We start from the raw sequence: 17,360 nt of genomic DNA, 5'->3' as shown, positions 1-17,360 counted from the left end.
TTTGTTGAAAATTGGACCATATGAATTTAATTCTCGGCTGCTGTTAGGAACAGGAAAATATCCAAACTTTGATGTGCAAAGGGAAGCTGTAGAAGCTTCGGAAACAGATGTGCTTACGTTTGCTGTACGCCGTATGAACATTTTTGAAGCGAACCAGCCCAACTTTTTGGAAAAGCTGGATTTACAGAAATATAAATTACTCCCTAATACAGCAGGAGCAAGTACAGCTGAGGAGGCCGTCCGAATAGCAAGGCTATCCAAAGCTTCCGGGCTCTGCGACATGATCAAGGTTGAGGTTATTGGATGCAGCAAAACGCTTCTTCCCGATCCAATAGAAACGATAAAAGCAGCGGAAATTCTATTAGACGAGGGATTTATTGTTCTTCCCTATACTTCTGATGATGTCGTGCTTGCCCGAAAACTTGAAGAACTAGGCTGCCATGCGGTCATGCCATGTGCTTCGCCAATTGGCTCAGGGCAGGGAATCATTAATCCTATTAATCTTCAATTTATTACTGAACAGGCTACTGTGCCGATTATTGTGGATGCTGGAATTGGGAGCCCGGCAGATGCGGCATTGGCAATGGAGCTTGGAGCAGATGGGGTGTTATTAAATACGGCAGTCTCCTCTGCCGATGATCCTGTAAAAATGGCAAAAGCAATGAAACTCGCCATTGAAGCAGGGAGGCTGGGCTATGAAGCAGGCCGAATGCCCAAAAAACGTTATGCATCAGCAAGCAGTCCGGCGGAAGGAATGGTTTTTAGTTGAATGAGCGATACTCCCGCCAGATGTTATTTCCTCCGATTGGCAAAGAAGGACAGAAAAAGCTGAGGGAAAAACACGCCTTGATTGTAGGGGCTGGTGCATTAGGGGCGGCAAATGCAGAAACCCTCACAAGGGCTGGTGTCGGTAAATTAACTATTGCCGATCGAGATTATGTGGAGTGGAGCAACCTGCAGCGCCAGCAGCTTTATTGTGAAGGAGATGCTGTTCGAAAAACGCCAAAAGCGATAGCAGCGGCTAACCGCCTAAAAGCCATCAATTCAGAGGTGGAAGTTATCGCCCGTATTATGGATGTAGGAATACAGGAAATTGAAGAGCTGATTGAGGGTGTTGATTTAATCATTGACTCAACGGATAATTTTGACATTCGCTTTCTGGTCAATGATATATCTCAGAAGCACCGGATTCCCTGGATATATGGAGGCTGTGTGGGGAGCTATGGTTTAAGCTATACCTTCTTGCCTGGAGTGTCACCGTGCCTGAATTGCCTGATGGACAAATTGCCATTGGGGGGGACTACCTGCGATACGGCTGGTGTTATTCAGCCGGCTATTCAAATGGTTGCGGCTCACCAGTCTGCTGAGGCATTAAAGATATTAGCAGAAGACTTTGAATCCTTACGCGGGACACTTGTTTCTTTTGATGTATGGAAAAATCATTTTAGTTCTGTTAATGTTTCTTCCTTAAAGAATCCGCATTGCTTAACGTGCGGGGCTAATCCAGTTTATCCGTTCCTGGATTATAGAAATCAGACAAAAACAGCACTGCTTTGCGGAAGGGATACCGTTCAAATCCGGCCTTCAGCCCTTCAAGATGTGGATGTTGCTTATCTGGAAAAATCCCTGGTCTCTCAAGGTATCAATGTAGAGAGCAACCCTTATTTGCTCTCATTTAAGATCAATCAGGCCAGAGTGGTTGTATTTAAGGATGGAAGAGTGCTGGTACACGGGGTAAGAGACATTCTCCAGGCCAAGAACCTGTATCATCGTTTCCTGGGATAATGAGTTTTGCCTGTCGCTAAGAGTGACAGGCTCTATTGACTAATAGACAAATAGTAAGTACTTTAAATATCAAACTCGAAATTAGGCTAAAATGAAGGTGAAGAGCATCTAAACAGGAGTTGATAGCATGAAACAGAAAATCCAAAAAATCACACCAAACTTATGGTTTAATACAGAAGCTGAAGAGGCAGCAAACTTTTATACATCGATTTTTAAGAACTCAGCTATCAGCAAGATAACCCGCTATGGAAATGAAAGACACGAACTTAGCGGCATGACAGAGGGAAAGGTTATGACTGTGAAATTCCAGCTGGAAGGACAGGAGTTTACTGCTCTGAATGGCGGGCCAAAATTTAGGTTTAATGAGGCTATATCATTTATAGTCAATTGTGAGAATCAAGAAGAAATAGACTACTATTGGGAAAAGCTCTGTGAAGGCGGGGACATGAAGGCACAGGCTTGCGGCTGGCTTAAGGATCAGTTTGGCGTATCCTGGCAAATCGTACCTGCAGATTTAAGCGAAATGATCAGCAGCCATGATTCTGAAAAAACTGAGCGAGTAATGAAGGCATTGCTCCAAATGGAGAAAAAGATTGATTTGAATACTTTGAAGAAAGCATTTGAAGGCTAAGCGAAAAAAGACCTGTTCACTCCGCATTTGAAGGACAGGTCTTCTTAGAATTACTTATCCTCTCTCAATAAGTAGTTGTTTCCATCCTGGTCTTTAAACGTAAACATAGTTCCAAAAGGCATTTTTAGCATATCTTCAACTTCCACGCCATTTTGTTTCATTTGTTCATAGGCAGCTTCAATATCAGATGTGCTGAAAAGGATGGATGGGTGGGCAATTGCAGATGGGTTTTGCTGTTCCATGGCTGCCTTTGAATAAAGAACTAAAGTTATAAATTCTTCATTGCTTGGACCAACTTCAATCCAGGCAGCATTTGGTCCCATAGGCTGTTCGAGCTTTAGAACAAACCCCATTTTATTCAGCCAAAAATCTTTTGCCTTTTCCTGGTCTTCAACGTATACTGTGATTTTTCCAATTTTATTGATCATAGCTAAGTTCTCCTTTTTTTATAATAAGGATTTTATCAGTCCATTGCGGGAAAAACAATTTCAGTATGGAAAGGTTCGCGTGAATTTACTCCTAATTGGAGATAATTACTGTAAACATTGAGAGGAGAGGGATTATGAACATAGATTCCATACGTTTTACCGATCCTCCTGTCCATCATCAATTTCCGCCGTTATATGAGAATTTGGGTCTTCCCGAGGTTTCTTCCTTTATTGAGCAAAAATATGATTTTGATTTTACTGCAGGAAAAACAAAAAGAACTGGGCATGGAAGCATTCGAATGTATAAGCAATATGGAGAGCTCAAGGTGATAATCTCTGAAAAATTGACCGGATTCGGTCCAAAAAGGCTTGAAAAGCTTGCGAGTATGCTGATGGAAGAGGTTAAAGAACGATTTATCAGCAATATAGAAGCTGAAACTAAAACAAGAAAGGTATACCACATGCATTTTGGCCGTAATGACAGGGGGAAATAGGGACAGTTTAACTGTCCCAAATGGCTTACTTGGTGTTGTCTCTTTGAGCTTTTAAAGCGACTCTTTCAAGACCATTTTCTCTGTCATCCGCAAATTCTGTATCTTTTGGAAGTGCATTATTCTTATGATTTGATTGGTTCTTTTGGTTCTTTTTGTTCTTTTCCATGATTTTCACCCCCTTTATTTTCATTAAGGCATGTGCGTTTTTAGTTTGCATTCTTTTTATGAGGCTATGCCTTAAGTTTTTCGGACACTCAGGGAAATAAAAAAATTAAAACATAGAGAAGTACTTTGGTATGTATGCTGTATTTTTCTGTTAATGATGTAAAGTTTACTTGACGTTAAAGAAACTTTACATTAACCTGTACTTTGGGTGAGGTGAACGAATTGAAAAATAATTTAGTCGAGTTTCGCAAAAGGCATGGCTTTTCACAGGATAGGCTGGCGGCTAAACTTGGGGTCTCCAGGCAGACAGTAATATCCATAGAGAAGGGCAAGTATTATCCCTCCCTCCCGCTCGCATTCGAATTGGCAAGGACATTTAGTACCACAATTGAAGAATTATTTATTTATGAAGGAAAAAAAGATTAAGGGGGAGCCGGATTGAAGGATCGGTATCAGATTACATTTCTCATTTTAGGATTATTCTTTTTGGCGATGAGCGGTTTTATCGTCTATGCAGGGGTTATGGCTGATTCTGCCCCGCCGTCCGAGTCATATATCATGATTGGAATGGCGGTAATGTGTTTTTGCTTAAGCTATTTGTATCCTCAATTTAAACAGAAAGATGAGCGGATGAAGCTGATCAGGGAAAAAGGGATGTTTGTCTCTTTTTTTGCCATGATGATGTATTTAATTGCATTTAACCTGGGGCTGAAACTGGATCTAATTTTATTAACGGCAAGTGAAGCCGTTAATATTTTATCGACTTTGCTGATTTGTACCGTGTTTTTATCATTTGTTATTTATTCGAGGATTTATTGATAAAAGATGGCATTCACAGAACTCAAAAATATCAATCAAACGTTTGATTGAATTGCAATATACAGCAAAAGAGTGCACTTTGCACTCTTTTGCTGTGTTAATCGACTGGCAGCATAATCCGGATAAGGGTGCCGATTTGCGGCTCGCTTTGAACATTGATGGTACCTCCATGGAGGTGGACAAGCTGTTTGGTGATGGCCATGCCAAGTCCTGATCCGCTTCCGGTTTCTCCTGTATGGGTTCCTCTATAGTAGCGGCTGAAGAGCTTTCCAAGTGTGGCACTGTCCATGCCGATGCCATCATCCTTAATGTTAATGACAATCAGATGTTCTTCTATGGAAGAGAGGCTAACGGAAATGGCTGTGCCTGGCGGGTTATATTTAATCGCGTTGGCTATGATATTATCCAAAATCCGCTGAAACCATTTGGGATCAATGGAAGCCGTAATGGATTCAGGATGCGGAATGAAATGGAATGTTCTGTCCTGATAGACTGGATCATTAATGTAATGAATGATGATTCGGCGAATGAATTCGTTTAAGCCGGTTGGCATTTTGGCAATTGGGAGAGCATTGTTCTTGAGACGGTAGGTTAACGTTAAGTCCTCCAGCAGATCCATCATGTAATCCGACTTTTCAGCCATTATAAGGGCGAACTCCTTTGTTTCCTTTTCGGACCATGTGTAATCATTGGAGGCAAGCATTTGAGCATATCCGGAAATGGAGGATAGCGGAGTTTTTAAATCATGGGAAAGGCCGCTGATCCATTCTTCTCTTGTATTGGCCATTATCCGCTGCTGCTTCTCATTTTGCTGAAGAGTTTCGGTAAGCTGTGTTAAGGTTGCAATCAATTCTTTATAAAGACGGAACTTTCTTTTCAATTTTCCTTTTCTGCTGAGTGTTACCGGCCGGCCATAGACATCTGCAGGCTCCTGATATAGCCCTCTCCCAAGGTTTTGAATCCATTTCATTAATGTCAGCAGAGGAACACCGAATTTGCGCGCATACCAGAGAGTTCCCCACAGAAGCAGCAGAAATGCCATGACAAAAATGATAATGAGACTTCTATTTAGACTTTCAAATAAACTTTTTTCCAGAGTCGAAGCCTTATTGTCAGCAGGAATCCCTAACAGGATGGCACTTTCTGTGTTTGGATCAAAGTACACTGCTGGTGTGCTGCCTTCCGTATCCTGCTCTGCGAATAGCTCTTTGACTGAGTATTTGTTTCGCTGATTTTTGGTTCCATACCCATCCACTACAGTACCTGTGGGAGTAATAAGCTGGACCCAGGCATTTTTCCTGGATAGTTCGTTCTCTGCGTTTTCAGAAAGGTTCAGCTTCTGTTGTTTCCAATCCACACGTGGGGATATTTGATTCAGAAGTTTAGTCTCAGCCTTGGCTTTTCCAAAAAGGACAAAATACGGTTTAGTGCCGATCTTCCAATATGTATAATGGGCTTCACTGCTTTCCCCATAAGTAATGGCGGCGATTTCACTTTTCTTTAACTTTTTAGGAGCTTTATCCGGCATATTGAAAGTGCCCAGAACATCTCCGGCTTCATTAATGGCAAGGAGCCATCCATTCTGTTCTTTTGCCAGTCTTTTCAATTCCTCTTTAAAAACAGCCTTCCCGTCTTTAAAGCTAACATGGTCAGATACAAAATAATCTTCAGCTTTGGAGAGATCCTGTTTGGACTCGAAATCCATCATTGAAAAACCAAGAAAAGCCCAAAAAGAAATCAGAATGATAAAAAAGAGCACAAAAACGGTAATCAATTGGACAAAAAATTGAAAGATGAATCGTCTATGGATGTTCATGAAGACTGCCTTCCGGAACAAATTTATAGCCAAGTCCCCTTACTGTAATAATGTGGCAGGGGCTGCTTGGATTGCTTTCAATTTTCTCCCGGAGCTTTCGGATGTGCACCATGACCGTGTTGTCCTCCCCGAATCCTTCTTCTCCCCATACATGCTCATAAAGCTGGCTTTTGCTGAAAAGCTGATTGGGATGTTTGCTTAAGAACAGGAGAAGCTGGTAGACTTGCGCTGGCAGGTCTATCCTTTTTCCAGAAACAGTAACTTCCCCTGCTGAAGTATTGATTTTAATTCTTCCAAAATCATAGATTGTCTGTACGGGAACAGGCTGACTTCCTTTATGGCGGCGCAAGTGTGCTTTAATTCGCGCAGCCACTTCAAGCGGATTAAAAGGCTTGGTAATATAATCATCTGCTCCTAGGGCAAATCCTGAAAGTTTATCAAGGTCGGTGGATCGTGCAGTAAGAAAGAAGATGGGAGCATCAGTCGTTTCTCTTATTAAAGGGCAAATATCAAAACCGCTGCGGTCAGGGAGCATCACATCCAATAGAATGAGATCATAGGTATTGGCCCGGCAGAGTTCTAATGCTTGTGCAGCAGTAGAGGCGGTATCGATATTTCTAAATTGTTCACGCTGTAAAATCGTGCATAGCATGTGCAAAATGGCTTGTTCGTCATCAACAAGCAGTAATCTTGAATCTTGCATGGTTATTCTCCTAATCTAGTTTGTTCAAACCTATCATATCACTCTATTTCCAAAAATATAGGAATTAAGGAAAAATTAAGGCGGTATTTCGGAGTGGGTAAGATTGACGGTATATACTTTAATCAGAATCACGATGAAGGGAGCATGGAAAATGTTTGTGATGTGCAAGAGAGAGTTTATAAGTCTTTTTAAAGGGATTAAATCCATTATTATGATTGCCATATTATTTGCAGTATCGTACTATGCAGCGAAGTTTTCCAGTGTACTATCATCTGGAGTGGAACTGACGGCAGGTGAGGCTGAGGATATCCATACGATCGGTCTTTTAAGTGTCATTTTGCTGCTTGGACAATTATTTGTGTTCGGTTTGTCCCACGACACAATAAACAGAGAAATCCATGAGCGTACAATGAGGTTTCTGGTGACAAGGGCATCACGCTCTACTATATTATTCGGTAAATTTCTTGGAATATGGTTTTTCTGGCTGTTCTGCATTGTAGTGTCTTTTTTGCTGATCAGTATTTTTTCCAAGAAGTTTGATCTGTTTATTTTTTCCCAGACGATGAGTCTGGTGACTTACCAGGCAGCTTTAGCTGTCCTATTGTCCGTGCTTATCCCTAGACCTGGATATACCATGTTTTTAGGAAACATTCTGGGGCTGATGCTTCCTGCTTTTGGATTTTGGGCTGCTTTTTCTCCAAATGGCTGGGTGAACTGGATGAAATACTTTATTCCTTTTTACTATTTGGAGCGGGATGATTTTACTTTCTTAGTCATACTGGGATTGGCAGGTATGATGCTGCTGGCTGCATATGCTGTCTTTAGAAGGAGGGAATGCTGATGAATGCCATTGAAGCGAAACAGCTCTCAAAAGCCTATGGTGCCCATCAGGTGGTCATGGGAATGGATTTAGCCGTAAGAAAAGGCGAGATATTTGGGTTTCTTGGACGTAACGGTGCAGGTAAATCCACCTTTATTAATATGCTGACAGGCATCGTTTCCTCAAGCAGCGGAACGTACTCACTTCTTGGGGTTGAGGGTCCTGATAGCAAAGTGTTGAAAAGAGTAGGGGTTATGCCGGATTATTCATCTCTCTATGGGTCATGGACCGCTCTGGATCATTTGCGCTTTTTCTCAGAGCTATCGGGTGCCAGGGCTTCAAAAGAAAAATGTCTGGAGGTCCTGAGAAGTGTTGATCTTTTGTCACATGCCAATAAGAAAGCAGGCAAGTTCTCCTTTGGCATGAAAAAGAAACTGGGGATTGCTCAGGCTATTATTCATGATCCGGAACTGATTTTTCTTGACGAGCCTACATCGGGCATGGATGCGGAATCTGTTATTCTCATTCACCGCCTCATTAAAGAGTTTCAAAAACAGGGGAAGACGGTTTTTATGACATCGCATAATCTGGATGAAGTGGAGAAAATTTGCTCAAGAATTGCCATTATGCGGGATGGAATTATTGATAAGATTGGAACGATGGAAGAGTTACGGGCCTTTTACCGGTCAACCATAACAGTCAAAATAAAACACTCCACCGTGCCAAAGCAGGAGCAAGCTAAGCTGGAGCAATGGCTTGAGTCAGCTGGCAGCCTGCTTGAACACGGGGATACTTATACAGTGATCACAATCAGCGATGAGAATAAGATTGCTGAAATGATAAGGGCTTTCACACAATGCAAGACGGATGTTCTGCGGGTGGAGGTTGAAGAGCCATCCCTCGAAGAAATCTTTTTAAATGAATAATAGATAGGAGATTTATATGCATGTAAATATAAGAGAACCCCGAAACAGGGTATCACGGAACGCCATCCGGGTATGGATCATCAGTGAGGCGATCCAAAATATCATCGGATTTGCTGTTCTCGGAGTGTTGTTTTATCTGGATGATCGATTTTCTTGGAAAGAATGGATCGGGTGGATCCTGATCATTTTATTGGCTATATCGATACCGGCGGCAATTTGGTCTTTCATATCGCCTTACATTCAGTACAAAAGCTGGCGTTACGATGTGGATGAAGAATATGTCCAGCTGAAGTCAGGCGTGTGGCAGGAAAAGCATCTGCTGATCCCCATGACCAAAATACAATCGGTTGAAACCATGCAGGGTCCCATTATGCGGAAATACGGCCTATATTCCGTAAGCATGGGGACGATGGGTTCCTCTCATGTAATTCCGGCATTGCCAAAAGAGGAGGCTGTTTCATTAAGAAATAAGATAGCCAGACTTGCCAAAGTAAAGGAAGAGGACGAATGAAGCAAGCCAGAAGATATCATCCGCTTATTATATTGTTTGGACTCATTCAATTACTAAGAAATTCAGCCTTCATTGCCCTCTTTTTATTTGTGATGAAAGCGGGCTCCCAATCTTTTTTGATTGTATGGGGACGGAAGCTTTTTCTTCCTTTTATAGCTTTGGCTGCTTTGTATGTTCTCATAGATTGGCTATCAAATAAGTATGAAGTGGACGGTGCTCATATCCATTTATCCAAGGGAATCCTTGTCCGCTCCAAGAGAACTGTCCCATTTACTAAAGTCCAAAATATCCAGAGACATACGTCTCTGCTTCACCGGCTATTTGGATTCACATCTCTTACCTTTGAAACAGGAATGGATGGAAGTGAGTCTTCAATAGAGTTTAAGGTAATTTCCTTAAAAGAAGCGAACTGGCTGGAAGAGGCGGTTTCAGCGAAAACGAAAGCGGAAGTGCCGGAAGTGAGTGAAAAAACACTGCATTTTTCTCCCGGAAAAAAAGATCTTATAAAAGCGGCCTTTACATCCCTAAGCTTTCTTGTACTGCTGTCTTTAATAGCCTCTATTTATACAAAGATATCTGACTTTATTGATCTGGAAGAAAGAGGAATAGGATTTTTGAAGGGATTTCTGGATTCCTGGCAGGTGCAGGCTGCTGCAATCATCTTTTTTCTGATTATATCTATATTGGCAGGTTTCTTGCGGACCTTTATCAAGTATGGTAAATATGAAATATTTTCTGACGAGACCCGGATTTATATCCGCAAGGGATTCTTAGAAGAGACCTCCTTTTCTATCTCAAAAGATCGAGTCCAGGCAATAGAGATCAGGCAGAATATGATGAAACGTTTGACCGGGGCAGCTGAAGTGAAACTGGTGACAGCAGGTGATGTTTCAGAAGGAGATGAAAAGGAAGGCGTAAATTCGCTATTTCCTTTTCTGCCTGTTGATCGGGCTTATAAGATAGCGGAGGAGATATTGCCGGCTTATGAAATTTTACAGAAGATGCACCCGCTTCCGAAAAAGGCCCTATGGGCAAGCTTATTAAAGCCAAGCTGGTTATGGATCCTATCAACAGCCGCCCTGGTTTATTTCAAGCCTGAATTCCTGGGTATTGAAGAAACCTGGCTGGTAGGGTCTATCCTTCTCTTTTCCTTAATTGTCTTTGTACGAGTCGCTGGGTATACAAATGCCCGATATTTGATCAATGGCCCTTTTATTCAATTCAAAACCGGCATTGTTGGCACGCGGTTATTTATCTCTAAAAGAAGTAAGATTATTGAGGCAGAAGTAACGGCAACACGGTGGCAAAAGCTGTTTGGGCTTGCCTCCATACAGACAGTGAATCGAGGTAAGCCTGTACAGCATGCCAGTGTGGAGAATGTGCCGGCAGATGTGGCTTCTTCTTTCTATTCTTGGTATAAGAGCCGTACGGATGAAGTACAAATAAAATAGGGTTTCTTCCATAAAATTGAAACTTTAAAGATTACCTTTCGTATAAACAAGTACAAGATAATCATAGAGGTTTTCTTTTTCATCAGAACTGTCCAATAACTGAGCAAGAAGAATGTTTTATAAAGCCAGCCCGCGTCATTGGTGAAGTTCTCGGCCATCTTAAGGAATATATCGGGGAAGGGTTCTTTGAGTACAAAACTAAGATAACTGTGATGAAACGGCGTTCTTGAGGTAAAGGGTGTGCCGAAAGCTGCGTTATTATAGTGTGAGGCTCTCTGACTCTGAATTTTACATAGAAATAGAATAGTAGGATTGATAAGGATGAATCAATTAAGTGACAGTGACTTCTACCTAAAGTACAGAAAAAAGGTGTATCATATCGCGCTTTCTTATTTCAAGGACAGATTTATGGCAGAAGATGTTTCCCATGAAGTCATGATTAAGTGCTTTGAAAAGCGGAGCGGCTTCAAAGGAACCAGTACGCTGGATACATGGGTCTATTGCGTGGCGAAAAATTATTGCATCGATAAAATTCGTAATATGAAAGGAGATTGCTCATATTTAAGCGAAGAGACAGGTTTGCTTACAAATGAAGAAGCAGCAACTCCTGAAGCAGCGCTGATCCGAAACGTTGAATATGAGGACTTGCAGAGAAAGGTGGCCATGCTGCCTGAAAAATATAAGGTATTGCTCATTTTATACTACTTTGAACATCTATCATTAAAAGAAATTCAGCTTCGTTTAAAGATGAACATCTCAACGGTAAAAACCCGGATTTACAGAGCAAAGCAAATGTTAAAGAAAATGTATCAGGCTGAAGGTCCGCGCTTCCGTCGATATGAGTTTTGACAAATTTGACGTGTGTAACAAGCACGTCCGTTTTTTTGTATTAGGATAGGCTCGAGACAGGAGAAGTTCCAAATTGTGTTAATATAAAATCACCAATAATGATAAAGGGTGGAGAAAATGGTTCGCATCTTATACATAGAAGATGAAGGCGATATTGGCAGCTGGCTAAAAAATGATTTAGGGGAAAGAGGTTATGAGGTGATCTGGCTGCAGTCTGGAGAAGGTATGGAAAATTATCTTTCTGATGCCGATATTGCCATTTTGGATGTGATGCTTCCGGGGCTTGATGGGTTTTCGCTTGGCAAGCGGATTAAGAAAGTAAAGAATGACATGCCAGTACTAATGCTTTCGGCAAGAACAGCAGTGGAGGATAAGCTGGAGGGCCTGAGCTTCGCTGATGATTATCTGACAAAGCCTTTCCAGCCGGATGAGCTTGCTGCGAGGATTGAAGTGCTGTTAAGGCGATTTCAAAAGAATGATCAGGTGCTGGAGCTTCACCACATACAGGTACATACAAAGGATTTGCGGATTATCGATCGGGAAGCAGATGGTGAAATTCAATTGACAGGCAAGCAGTATCAGCTGTTTCAGTACTTCATTCGCCATCTGAATCAGATACTGACAAAAGAGCAGCTTTATGAAGGCGTCTGGGGAGAACAATATATGGAGGGCGACAAAACCCTTATGGTTCATATCCGCTATCTTCGTGAAAAACTCGAGAGGAACCCTTCGCGTCCTGAAATCATTGAGACCATCCGCGGAATCGGTTACAGGGTAAAGATATGAAAAGGTTTTTCCGATCGCTGCAGGCAAAGTATATGGCGATTATTCTGGTTGCCTTATTTCTGTTCCAGGCAGCTTATTTACTTGTGGCCATGCTGGTTATGGGTCTCCAAGAGGATATTTCAGGAGAAAAAAACAAGAATGAATCCGACCCCAATCATATTGAAGAAAAATGGCATGCGGATGCAGCAGAACTGGAGAATTCCTCAAGTGAAACCATTCAGAGGCTTTTTTCGAAATGGAAAAATGATTATCCTGATGCCTCGATGTTTTGGGTGGATGAAAAGGGAAATGTACTGGAGCAGCTGGATGTGAAGGGTGATCTGCCAGCTAATTGGACTCCTGCCTTTACAGCGAAGTTTATAAAGGAACGGTATGGCGGGGATCCTTTTACAGTTATAAGTTTTATTGGCGGGGATGAAAAGAATGGTTTTATCGTTCTTGAAATACCGAGGAATTTATTTCTTCCGCCGATCGTGGAGGTAACAGAGAAATATGGACTTCTCCTAGGAGCGGGCCTGCTTTTGATCATTTCCCTGTTTATCATCGTCTCTTTTTTATTTTTCCGTGGCATCCGCAAAAGGCTGCTTCATCTGCAGGAGGCGATGGAAAGACGGGATATGGATAATCTTCCGATCGGCATTGATGTGAAAAAGAATGATGAAATCGGCCAGCTGGAACAGACCTTTAATGAGATGATCATAGAGCTTAAGGAAAGCAAGCAACGCGAGCAGGAGGAAGAACAGCTTCGGAGGGAGCTTATCGCCAACTTGTCCCATGACCTGCGGACGCCTTTGACGAAAATCAATGCGCAAACATACTCGATTGCAAAGGAAAATCTGTCTCCAGAAGGAAAACAGGCGGTCAAAGCGCTGGAAACTTCGATTGTCAATATTGATAGACTGATTGAGAACTTAATGAGCTACACGCTTTTGATGGCAAGCAAACATAAACAGGAGCTGATCGAGCTGGATGCTGTCCGGTTTGTTCGTGAAAGTATGGCATCATGGTATCCGGTTTTTGAGAAAGAAAGTTTTGAAGTGATCATCGAGTTAGAGCCATTTGAAGAGAAATGGCAGGCAGACCCGGTGTGGCTGAGCCGTATTTTTGATAACATCCTGCAAAATGTGCTGCGGCATGCGAAGGATGGGCTTTACCTTGAAGTGGCGACTGAATCCACCTATGAGTATGATGAGATTATTTTTATCGATCATGGGAAGGGGCTGAATAACAGTTCCGGTGAAAAAGGAGCCGGAATTGGCTTATCCATTATCGATTTAATGGTAAAGGGGATGAAGCTGGATTGGGAGATGGAATCTGGTGTTGACGGTACAGCGATAAGAATCAGGAGAATTAAATGAAGGCGATTAGGTGTAGACATTAAGAATAATTATGATGCCATTTAGTAAATTTATTAAGTGAATTAATAGGGAGTCACTCAAGCTGGGAATGGCATCTTATTTATTAAAAATAGGGGGTTAGCTAAACAAAATTACTATGAAAGGATTTTGTTAACCAACTGTATTAGAAAAATAATGTACTTTTGTTCATGAATAATGGTCATGCTCGGGATTTACAATCCAGAATACTATATCTAGAAATATAATGTTCAGGAGATGATTTGCAATTGGATAACATGGACAACACACAGCCAGACGATCTTTGCCAGGAATTTGCCGAAATTCTGGGATCAATTCCATCTGTCATAAATGGAGTTTGTACTGCGACTAATTCCCGTACAAATATACACCCGGTTGTATTAGGCCGGAGAGCTGAATCCTTTATGTTTGTTCCTCAGGCTTATTCATTTGAAAATTTCGATCGGGACGGCCGGGCATTATGTCTTGGTGAGACAGTCCTCCTGCAGGAGGAAGTTACCCCATTTATGACCAGCTTGCGTGAAGATGGAATCATTGTCACTGCCCTTCATAATCACTGGCTTTTTGAAAACCCAAGGTTAATGTATATGCATTTTGAATCTATTGATGAACCTTTAGCTTTTGCCAGAAAAGTAAGAAATGCACTAGACTTATTAACTACCCGCAATGTTGGAAGATCCGGCAGGGTACAAAGATCATCAAATAGACGAGGAGAAGAACTTTGTGAAGAGTTCAACAGAATTTTGGAAGGCAGCATGAATACATTTGAAAATGGGGTTTGCCTTGTAATGAAATCCCGTACAAATATTAGGCCACGCGTTCTTGGCAGGAGGGGAAATTCCTTTTTATTGATTCCTCAAATGTTTGCATTCGAGTCATTGACAGCAGACGGCCGGGCTCTTTGCAGTGGAGAAACGGTGATCCTGCAAGAAGAGATAAACCCATTCATCAGTGAGCTTCGTAAACATGACATTATTGTGACAGCTTTTCATAATCATTGGCTCTTTGATGACCCAAGGCTGATGTATATGCATTTTGAAAAAGTGGAAAAACCAATTCGCTTTGCCAATGATGTACGAGATGCTTTGGAAGTGCTGACTGAAAAAACGATATCATCAAAAAGTAAATAAAGTAGTCACTTTTTTTCTTATACCAAGGGATCTTCCAGCTGAAGATCCTTTTTTAAATATTCCTTACTATAATTAATAGCTCTTATGATTGAAGCCTGGGCGCCAGACATCTCGAACAAGTGAAACCGCCATCTGAAATTTCGAACAAAGCGGTGAAGTATAAGTTTCAAAATACATAAGCGGGTAGATATTTAAACAAATTTTAAACTTTCCTCTACCTTTGTTTTAACCTTGACTGGCTAAGATGGAAAGTGAGGTGAGAGGAATGGAGTATATCGTAAGAACGGAAAATTTATCGAAGCATTTTGGTAAGGAGAAAGCTGTGTCAGGTCTGGAAATGAAAATACCCAAAGGGGAAATCTACGGATTTCTGGGTCCGAATGGTGCGGGGAAAACGACAACTATCCGGATGCTTTTGGGGCTGATGAAGCCTGATTCCGGCAGGATTGAAATTTTTCAAAAAGATTTAAAGAAAGAAAGACTAAATATATTAGGACGGGTAGGTTCGCTTGTAGAATCACCGTCATATTACCCCCATTTAACGGCAAAAGAAAATCTGGAAGCAATGAGAAAGATACTGGGTGTGCCGAAGCAGAGAATCGCTGAAGTGCTGGAGATTGTCCGGCTTACAGATGCTTGTGATAAAAAAGTAAAGGGTTTCTCACTTGGCATGAAGCAGCGGCTTGGAATTGCTGCTTCGCTGCTGAATAACCCGGAATTGCTAATTCTGGATGAGCCGACAAACGGATTAGATCCTTCAGGTATTATTGAAATTCGCAATTTAATTAAAAGCTTGCCATCGGAATGCGGGATGACCGTGTTAATTTCCAGTCATTTGCTTTCAGAGATTGATCAGATGGCGACAACAGTGGGTATTGTCACGAAAGGGAAAATGATTTTTCAGGATTCTATTGAGGCGATGCGCATGTTTTCACAGCAATCTGTTTTATTAAAGGTCAGCGAGAGCGACAAAGCCTGGCGCTCCCTGCTGGGAAGAGGAATGAAGGCTGGTTTGGATAGTGGCATCATTTCGCTGCCGCAGCAATCGGATGAGCAAGTGGCTGAGGCTGTACGCGGACTTGTAGCAGATGGATTTTCCGTTTACCGGGTGGAAGAAGAAAAGCGATCATTGGAAGACATTTTCCTTCAGATGACGAGGGAGGAGCAGGCCGGATGATGGGAAAATTGCTGGCAGCTGAATTTATGAAGATTAAGCGCAAAGGAATCTGGTTCCTGACCGTATTGGGTCCAATTGGGGTAGTAGCCATGCAGATGGTCAATTACGGGGTGCGCAAGGATTATTTGTTCGGGCAGAATGATGACCGGTGGGGGTATTATTTGGATAATATCCATTCGTTCACACCGCTGGCGATTGTGCTGGGCATCGTAATTCTGACGTCATTTATGTCAAGCATTGAAAATGAAACGAACGCCTGGAAACAGCTGATTGCATTGCCAGTTTCAAAGATGAGCGTGTATTTATCGAAGTTCACGGTGCTGTCGATTCTGCTTCTGACTTCTTCTGTGCTTTTGATGCTGTTCACGATGGCTTTTGGATTGTTTCTGGATTTGGGCGGGGAGATTCCGTATACGGGTCTGCTGAAATACAGCTTTTATCCTTTTTTTGCAGCTTTGCCAGTTTTGGCGCTGCAGCTTTGGATAGCGACTGTGAGTGTAAACCAGGGTGTGCCAATCACTCTGGGGATTCTGGGTGTGATTCTGACCTATGCTGGTTTTACTTTGCCGGATTGGCTGATTTGGAAATGGCCGCTGCTGCTGAATGAGTGGAATGAACCGCTCATCAACGTCCTGCTTGGAATTGGAGCCGGCGTTTTATTATACACAGCCGGCATGATTGATTTTGCGAGAAGGGATGTGAAATAGATGCTGTCTATTTTGAAGTCAGAGTGGTTTAAACTGCGTAAATCAAAGATCTTCGGCATTCTTTTAGTGGGACCGCTGATTGGGCTGGGTGCCGGGATTGGGGCAGATGCAGTCGAAACGGCGGGAGCGATGAATGAATGGTACATGCTTTTGATTTATATGAATTTGCCTTATTCGGTCCTCTTTTTGCCGTTAGTCACAGGGGTTCTGGCAAGCCTTGTCTGCCGGTATGAGCATCAGTCCGGGGGCTGGAAGCAGGTTTTGGCGCTGCCTGTCACAAGGGGAAAAGTGTTTGCAGCTAAGTATGTATTGATTCTGCTATTGGTTTTGTTTATCCAGTTATTATATTTAGCTGCCATTTTTGGAGCAGGATTGTATAAAGGTGTAGCCGATCCGTTTCCGGCAGCGATTATCTGGAAAAGCATATTGGGAGGCTGGGTGGCGACTTTCCCATTAGTCGCCCTGCAGCTGTGGATGTCCGTCTGGTTCAAAAGCTTTGCGGCACCTTTTGCGGTCAACGTCGTTTTTACGCTGCCATCCATTCTGGCGATGAATTCCGAGAAAGTGGGCCCCTATTATCCGTGGGCACAGCCGTTTGCAATGATGTATCCAGCGACAGATACTGGCGATATATTCTTTATCCCTTGGGAACAGCTTCTGACTGTTATCGGCGGATTCTTTTTATTGTTTTATCTTGGCGGCTATTTTTATTTTCAGCGGAAGGCTGTGTAGACAGGATACCAGGGGAGAGACCCTGGTATTTTTAATGGGTAAATTGTAATTTTT

General features: G+C 42.2%; 21 protein-coding genes. 17 read left to right on the top strand and 4 right to left on the bottom strand.

Annotated elements, in window-relative coordinates:
• Nucleotide 1 precedes the first annotated feature (1 nt).
• The 3 genes from DFO72_RS22225 (at nucleotide 2) to DFO72_RS22215 (ending at nucleotide 2,416) form a co-directional block, all read left to right on the top strand.
• On the top strand, nucleotides 2–769 hold the full coding sequence (locus DFO72_RS22225; RefSeq protein WP_113884285.1) for a thiazole synthase: 768 nt from the start codon (nucleotides 2–4) through the stop codon (nucleotides 767–769).
• Nucleotides 766–1,785, top strand: a complete 1,020-nt coding sequence (locus tag DFO72_RS22220) for a MoeB/ThiF family adenylyltransferase (protein ID WP_113884284.1) — start codon at nucleotides 766–768, stop codon at nucleotides 1,783–1,785. The genes DFO72_RS22225 and DFO72_RS22220 overlap by 4 nt, the downstream gene beginning before the upstream one ends.
• A gap of 127 nt (nucleotides 1,786–1,912) precedes the next feature.
• The gene (locus tag DFO72_RS22215) at nucleotides 1,913–2,416 is read left to right on the top strand and encodes a VOC family protein (RefSeq protein WP_113884283.1); all 504 of its coding nucleotides are present in this window, start codon (nucleotides 1,913–1,915) and stop codon (nucleotides 2,414–2,416) included.
• A gap of 50 nt (nucleotides 2,417–2,466) precedes the next feature.
• Here DFO72_RS22215 and DFO72_RS22210 read toward each other — a convergent pair whose 3' ends face one another.
• Entirely contained in the window at nucleotides 2,467–2,844 is a 378-nt protein-coding gene (locus tag DFO72_RS22210) for a VOC family protein (protein ID WP_113884282.1), read from the bottom strand.
• Nucleotides 2,845–2,978: 134 nt separating this feature from the next.
• Between DFO72_RS22210 and DFO72_RS22205 the strand changes: the two genes are divergently transcribed.
• Nucleotides 2,979–3,338: a hypothetical protein gene (locus DFO72_RS22205; RefSeq protein WP_113884281.1), complete on the top strand. Its 360-nt coding sequence runs from the start codon at nucleotides 2,979–2,981 to the stop codon at nucleotides 3,336–3,338.
• A 25-nt stretch (nucleotides 3,339–3,363) separates the two neighbouring features.
• Here the strand turns inward: DFO72_RS22205 and DFO72_RS22200 are convergent, their stop codons facing one another.
• Complete coding sequence (locus tag DFO72_RS22200; protein WP_166672532.1) at nucleotides 3,364–3,504, bottom strand: hypothetical protein; 141 nt, start codon at nucleotides 3,502–3,504, stop codon at nucleotides 3,364–3,366.
• 221 nt (nucleotides 3,505–3,725) lie between these two features.
• Between DFO72_RS22200 and DFO72_RS22195 the strand changes: the two genes are divergently transcribed.
• Both DFO72_RS22195 and DFO72_RS22190 read left to right on the top strand, forming a co-directional pair.
• Nucleotides 3,726–3,929, top strand: coding sequence for a helix-turn-helix transcriptional regulator (locus tag DFO72_RS22195; protein ID WP_113884279.1), 204 nt, complete (start codon nucleotides 3,726–3,728; stop codon nucleotides 3,927–3,929).
• Between the two features lie 66 nt (nucleotides 3,930–3,995).
• Nucleotides 3,996–4,322: a permease gene (locus DFO72_RS22190; RefSeq protein ID WP_113884318.1), complete on the top strand. Its 327-nt coding sequence runs from the start codon at nucleotides 3,996–3,998 to the stop codon at nucleotides 4,320–4,322.
• Nucleotides 4,323–4,419: 97 nt separating this feature from the next.
• Here DFO72_RS22190 and DFO72_RS22185 read toward each other — a convergent pair whose 3' ends face one another.
• Both DFO72_RS22185 and DFO72_RS22180 read right to left on the bottom strand, forming a co-directional pair.
• Nucleotides 4,420–6,138 (bottom strand): sensor histidine kinase, encoded by a 1,719-nt coding sequence (locus tag DFO72_RS22185; protein WP_113884278.1) that lies wholly within the window; start codon nucleotides 6,136–6,138, stop codon nucleotides 4,420–4,422.
• Nucleotides 6,125–6,841 carry a response regulator transcription factor gene (locus DFO72_RS22180; protein WP_113884277.1) on the bottom strand — a complete coding sequence of 239 codons (717 nt, stop codon included), beginning with the start codon at nucleotides 6,839–6,841 and terminating at the stop codon, nucleotides 6,125–6,127. Before DFO72_RS22180 ends, DFO72_RS22185 begins: the two co-directional genes overlap by 14 nt.
• A 103-nt stretch (nucleotides 6,842–6,944) precedes the next feature.
• On the opposite strand from DFO72_RS22180, the gene DFO72_RS22175 reads away from it, so the two are divergent.
• The 11 genes from DFO72_RS22175 to DFO72_RS22125 all read left to right on the top strand — a co-directional run bounded on the left by DFO72_RS22175 (nucleotide 6,945) and on the right by DFO72_RS22125 (nucleotide 17,306).
• A complete protein-coding gene (locus DFO72_RS22175; RefSeq protein ID WP_243856241.1) occupies nucleotides 6,945–7,682 on the top strand; it encodes an ABC transporter permease in 738 nt (245 codons plus the stop codon).
• Nucleotides 7,682–8,587: an ABC transporter ATP-binding protein gene (locus DFO72_RS22170; RefSeq protein WP_113884276.1), complete on the top strand. Its 906-nt coding sequence runs from the start codon at nucleotides 7,682–7,684 to the stop codon at nucleotides 8,585–8,587. Before DFO72_RS22175 ends, DFO72_RS22170 begins: the two co-directional genes overlap by 1 nt.
• 16 nt (nucleotides 8,588–8,603) lie before the next feature.
• Nucleotides 8,604–9,098 carry a PH domain-containing protein gene (locus DFO72_RS22165; protein ID WP_113884275.1) on the top strand — a complete coding sequence of 165 codons (495 nt, stop codon included), beginning with the start codon at nucleotides 8,604–8,606 and terminating at the stop codon, nucleotides 9,096–9,098.
• Complete coding sequence (locus DFO72_RS22160; protein WP_113884274.1) at nucleotides 9,095–10,549, top strand: PH domain-containing protein; 1,455 nt, start codon at nucleotides 9,095–9,097, stop codon at nucleotides 10,547–10,549. Before DFO72_RS22165 ends, DFO72_RS22160 begins: the two co-directional genes overlap by 4 nt.
• 321 nt (nucleotides 10,550–10,870) lie before the next feature.
• Entirely contained in the window at nucleotides 10,871–11,398 is a 528-nt protein-coding gene (locus tag DFO72_RS22155; RefSeq protein WP_113884273.1) for an RNA polymerase sigma factor, read from the top strand.
• A 117-nt stretch (nucleotides 11,399–11,515) separates the two neighbouring features.
• Nucleotides 11,516–12,184 (top strand): response regulator transcription factor, encoded by a 669-nt coding sequence (locus DFO72_RS22150; protein WP_113884272.1) that lies wholly within the window; start codon nucleotides 11,516–11,518, stop codon nucleotides 12,182–12,184.
• Complete coding sequence (locus DFO72_RS22145) at nucleotides 12,181–13,542, top strand: sensor histidine kinase (RefSeq protein ID WP_113884271.1); 1,362 nt, start codon at nucleotides 12,181–12,183, stop codon at nucleotides 13,540–13,542. Before DFO72_RS22150 ends, DFO72_RS22145 begins: the two co-directional genes overlap by 4 nt.
• A 275-nt stretch (nucleotides 13,543–13,817) precedes the next feature.
• A complete protein-coding gene (locus DFO72_RS22140; RefSeq protein ID WP_113884316.1) occupies nucleotides 13,818–14,690 on the top strand; it encodes a DUF1259 domain-containing protein in 873 nt (290 codons plus the stop codon).
• A 265-nt stretch (nucleotides 14,691–14,955) separates the two neighbouring features.
• On the top strand, nucleotides 14,956–15,867 hold the full coding sequence (locus DFO72_RS22135; RefSeq protein WP_113884270.1) for an ABC transporter ATP-binding protein: 912 nt from the start codon (nucleotides 14,956–14,958) through the stop codon (nucleotides 15,865–15,867).
• On the top strand, nucleotides 15,864–16,574 hold the full coding sequence (locus tag DFO72_RS22130) for an ABC transporter permease (RefSeq protein WP_113884269.1): 711 nt from the start codon (nucleotides 15,864–15,866) through the stop codon (nucleotides 16,572–16,574). The genes DFO72_RS22135 and DFO72_RS22130 overlap by 4 nt, the downstream gene beginning before the upstream one ends.
• Nucleotides 16,575–17,306, top strand: coding sequence for an ABC transporter permease (locus DFO72_RS22125; RefSeq protein ID WP_113884268.1), 732 nt, complete (start codon nucleotides 16,575–16,577; stop codon nucleotides 17,304–17,306).
• Nucleotides 17,307–17,360: the final 54 nt, after the last annotated feature.

The organism is Cytobacillus oceanisediminis, assembly GCF_004366035.1.
GTDB lineage: Bacteria > Bacillota > Bacilli > Bacillales > Cytobacillaceae > Cytobacillus > Cytobacillus oceanisediminis_C.
Note: the sequence above shows the minus strand (reverse complement) of the source record. Positions and strands in the feature narration are given on the sequence as shown.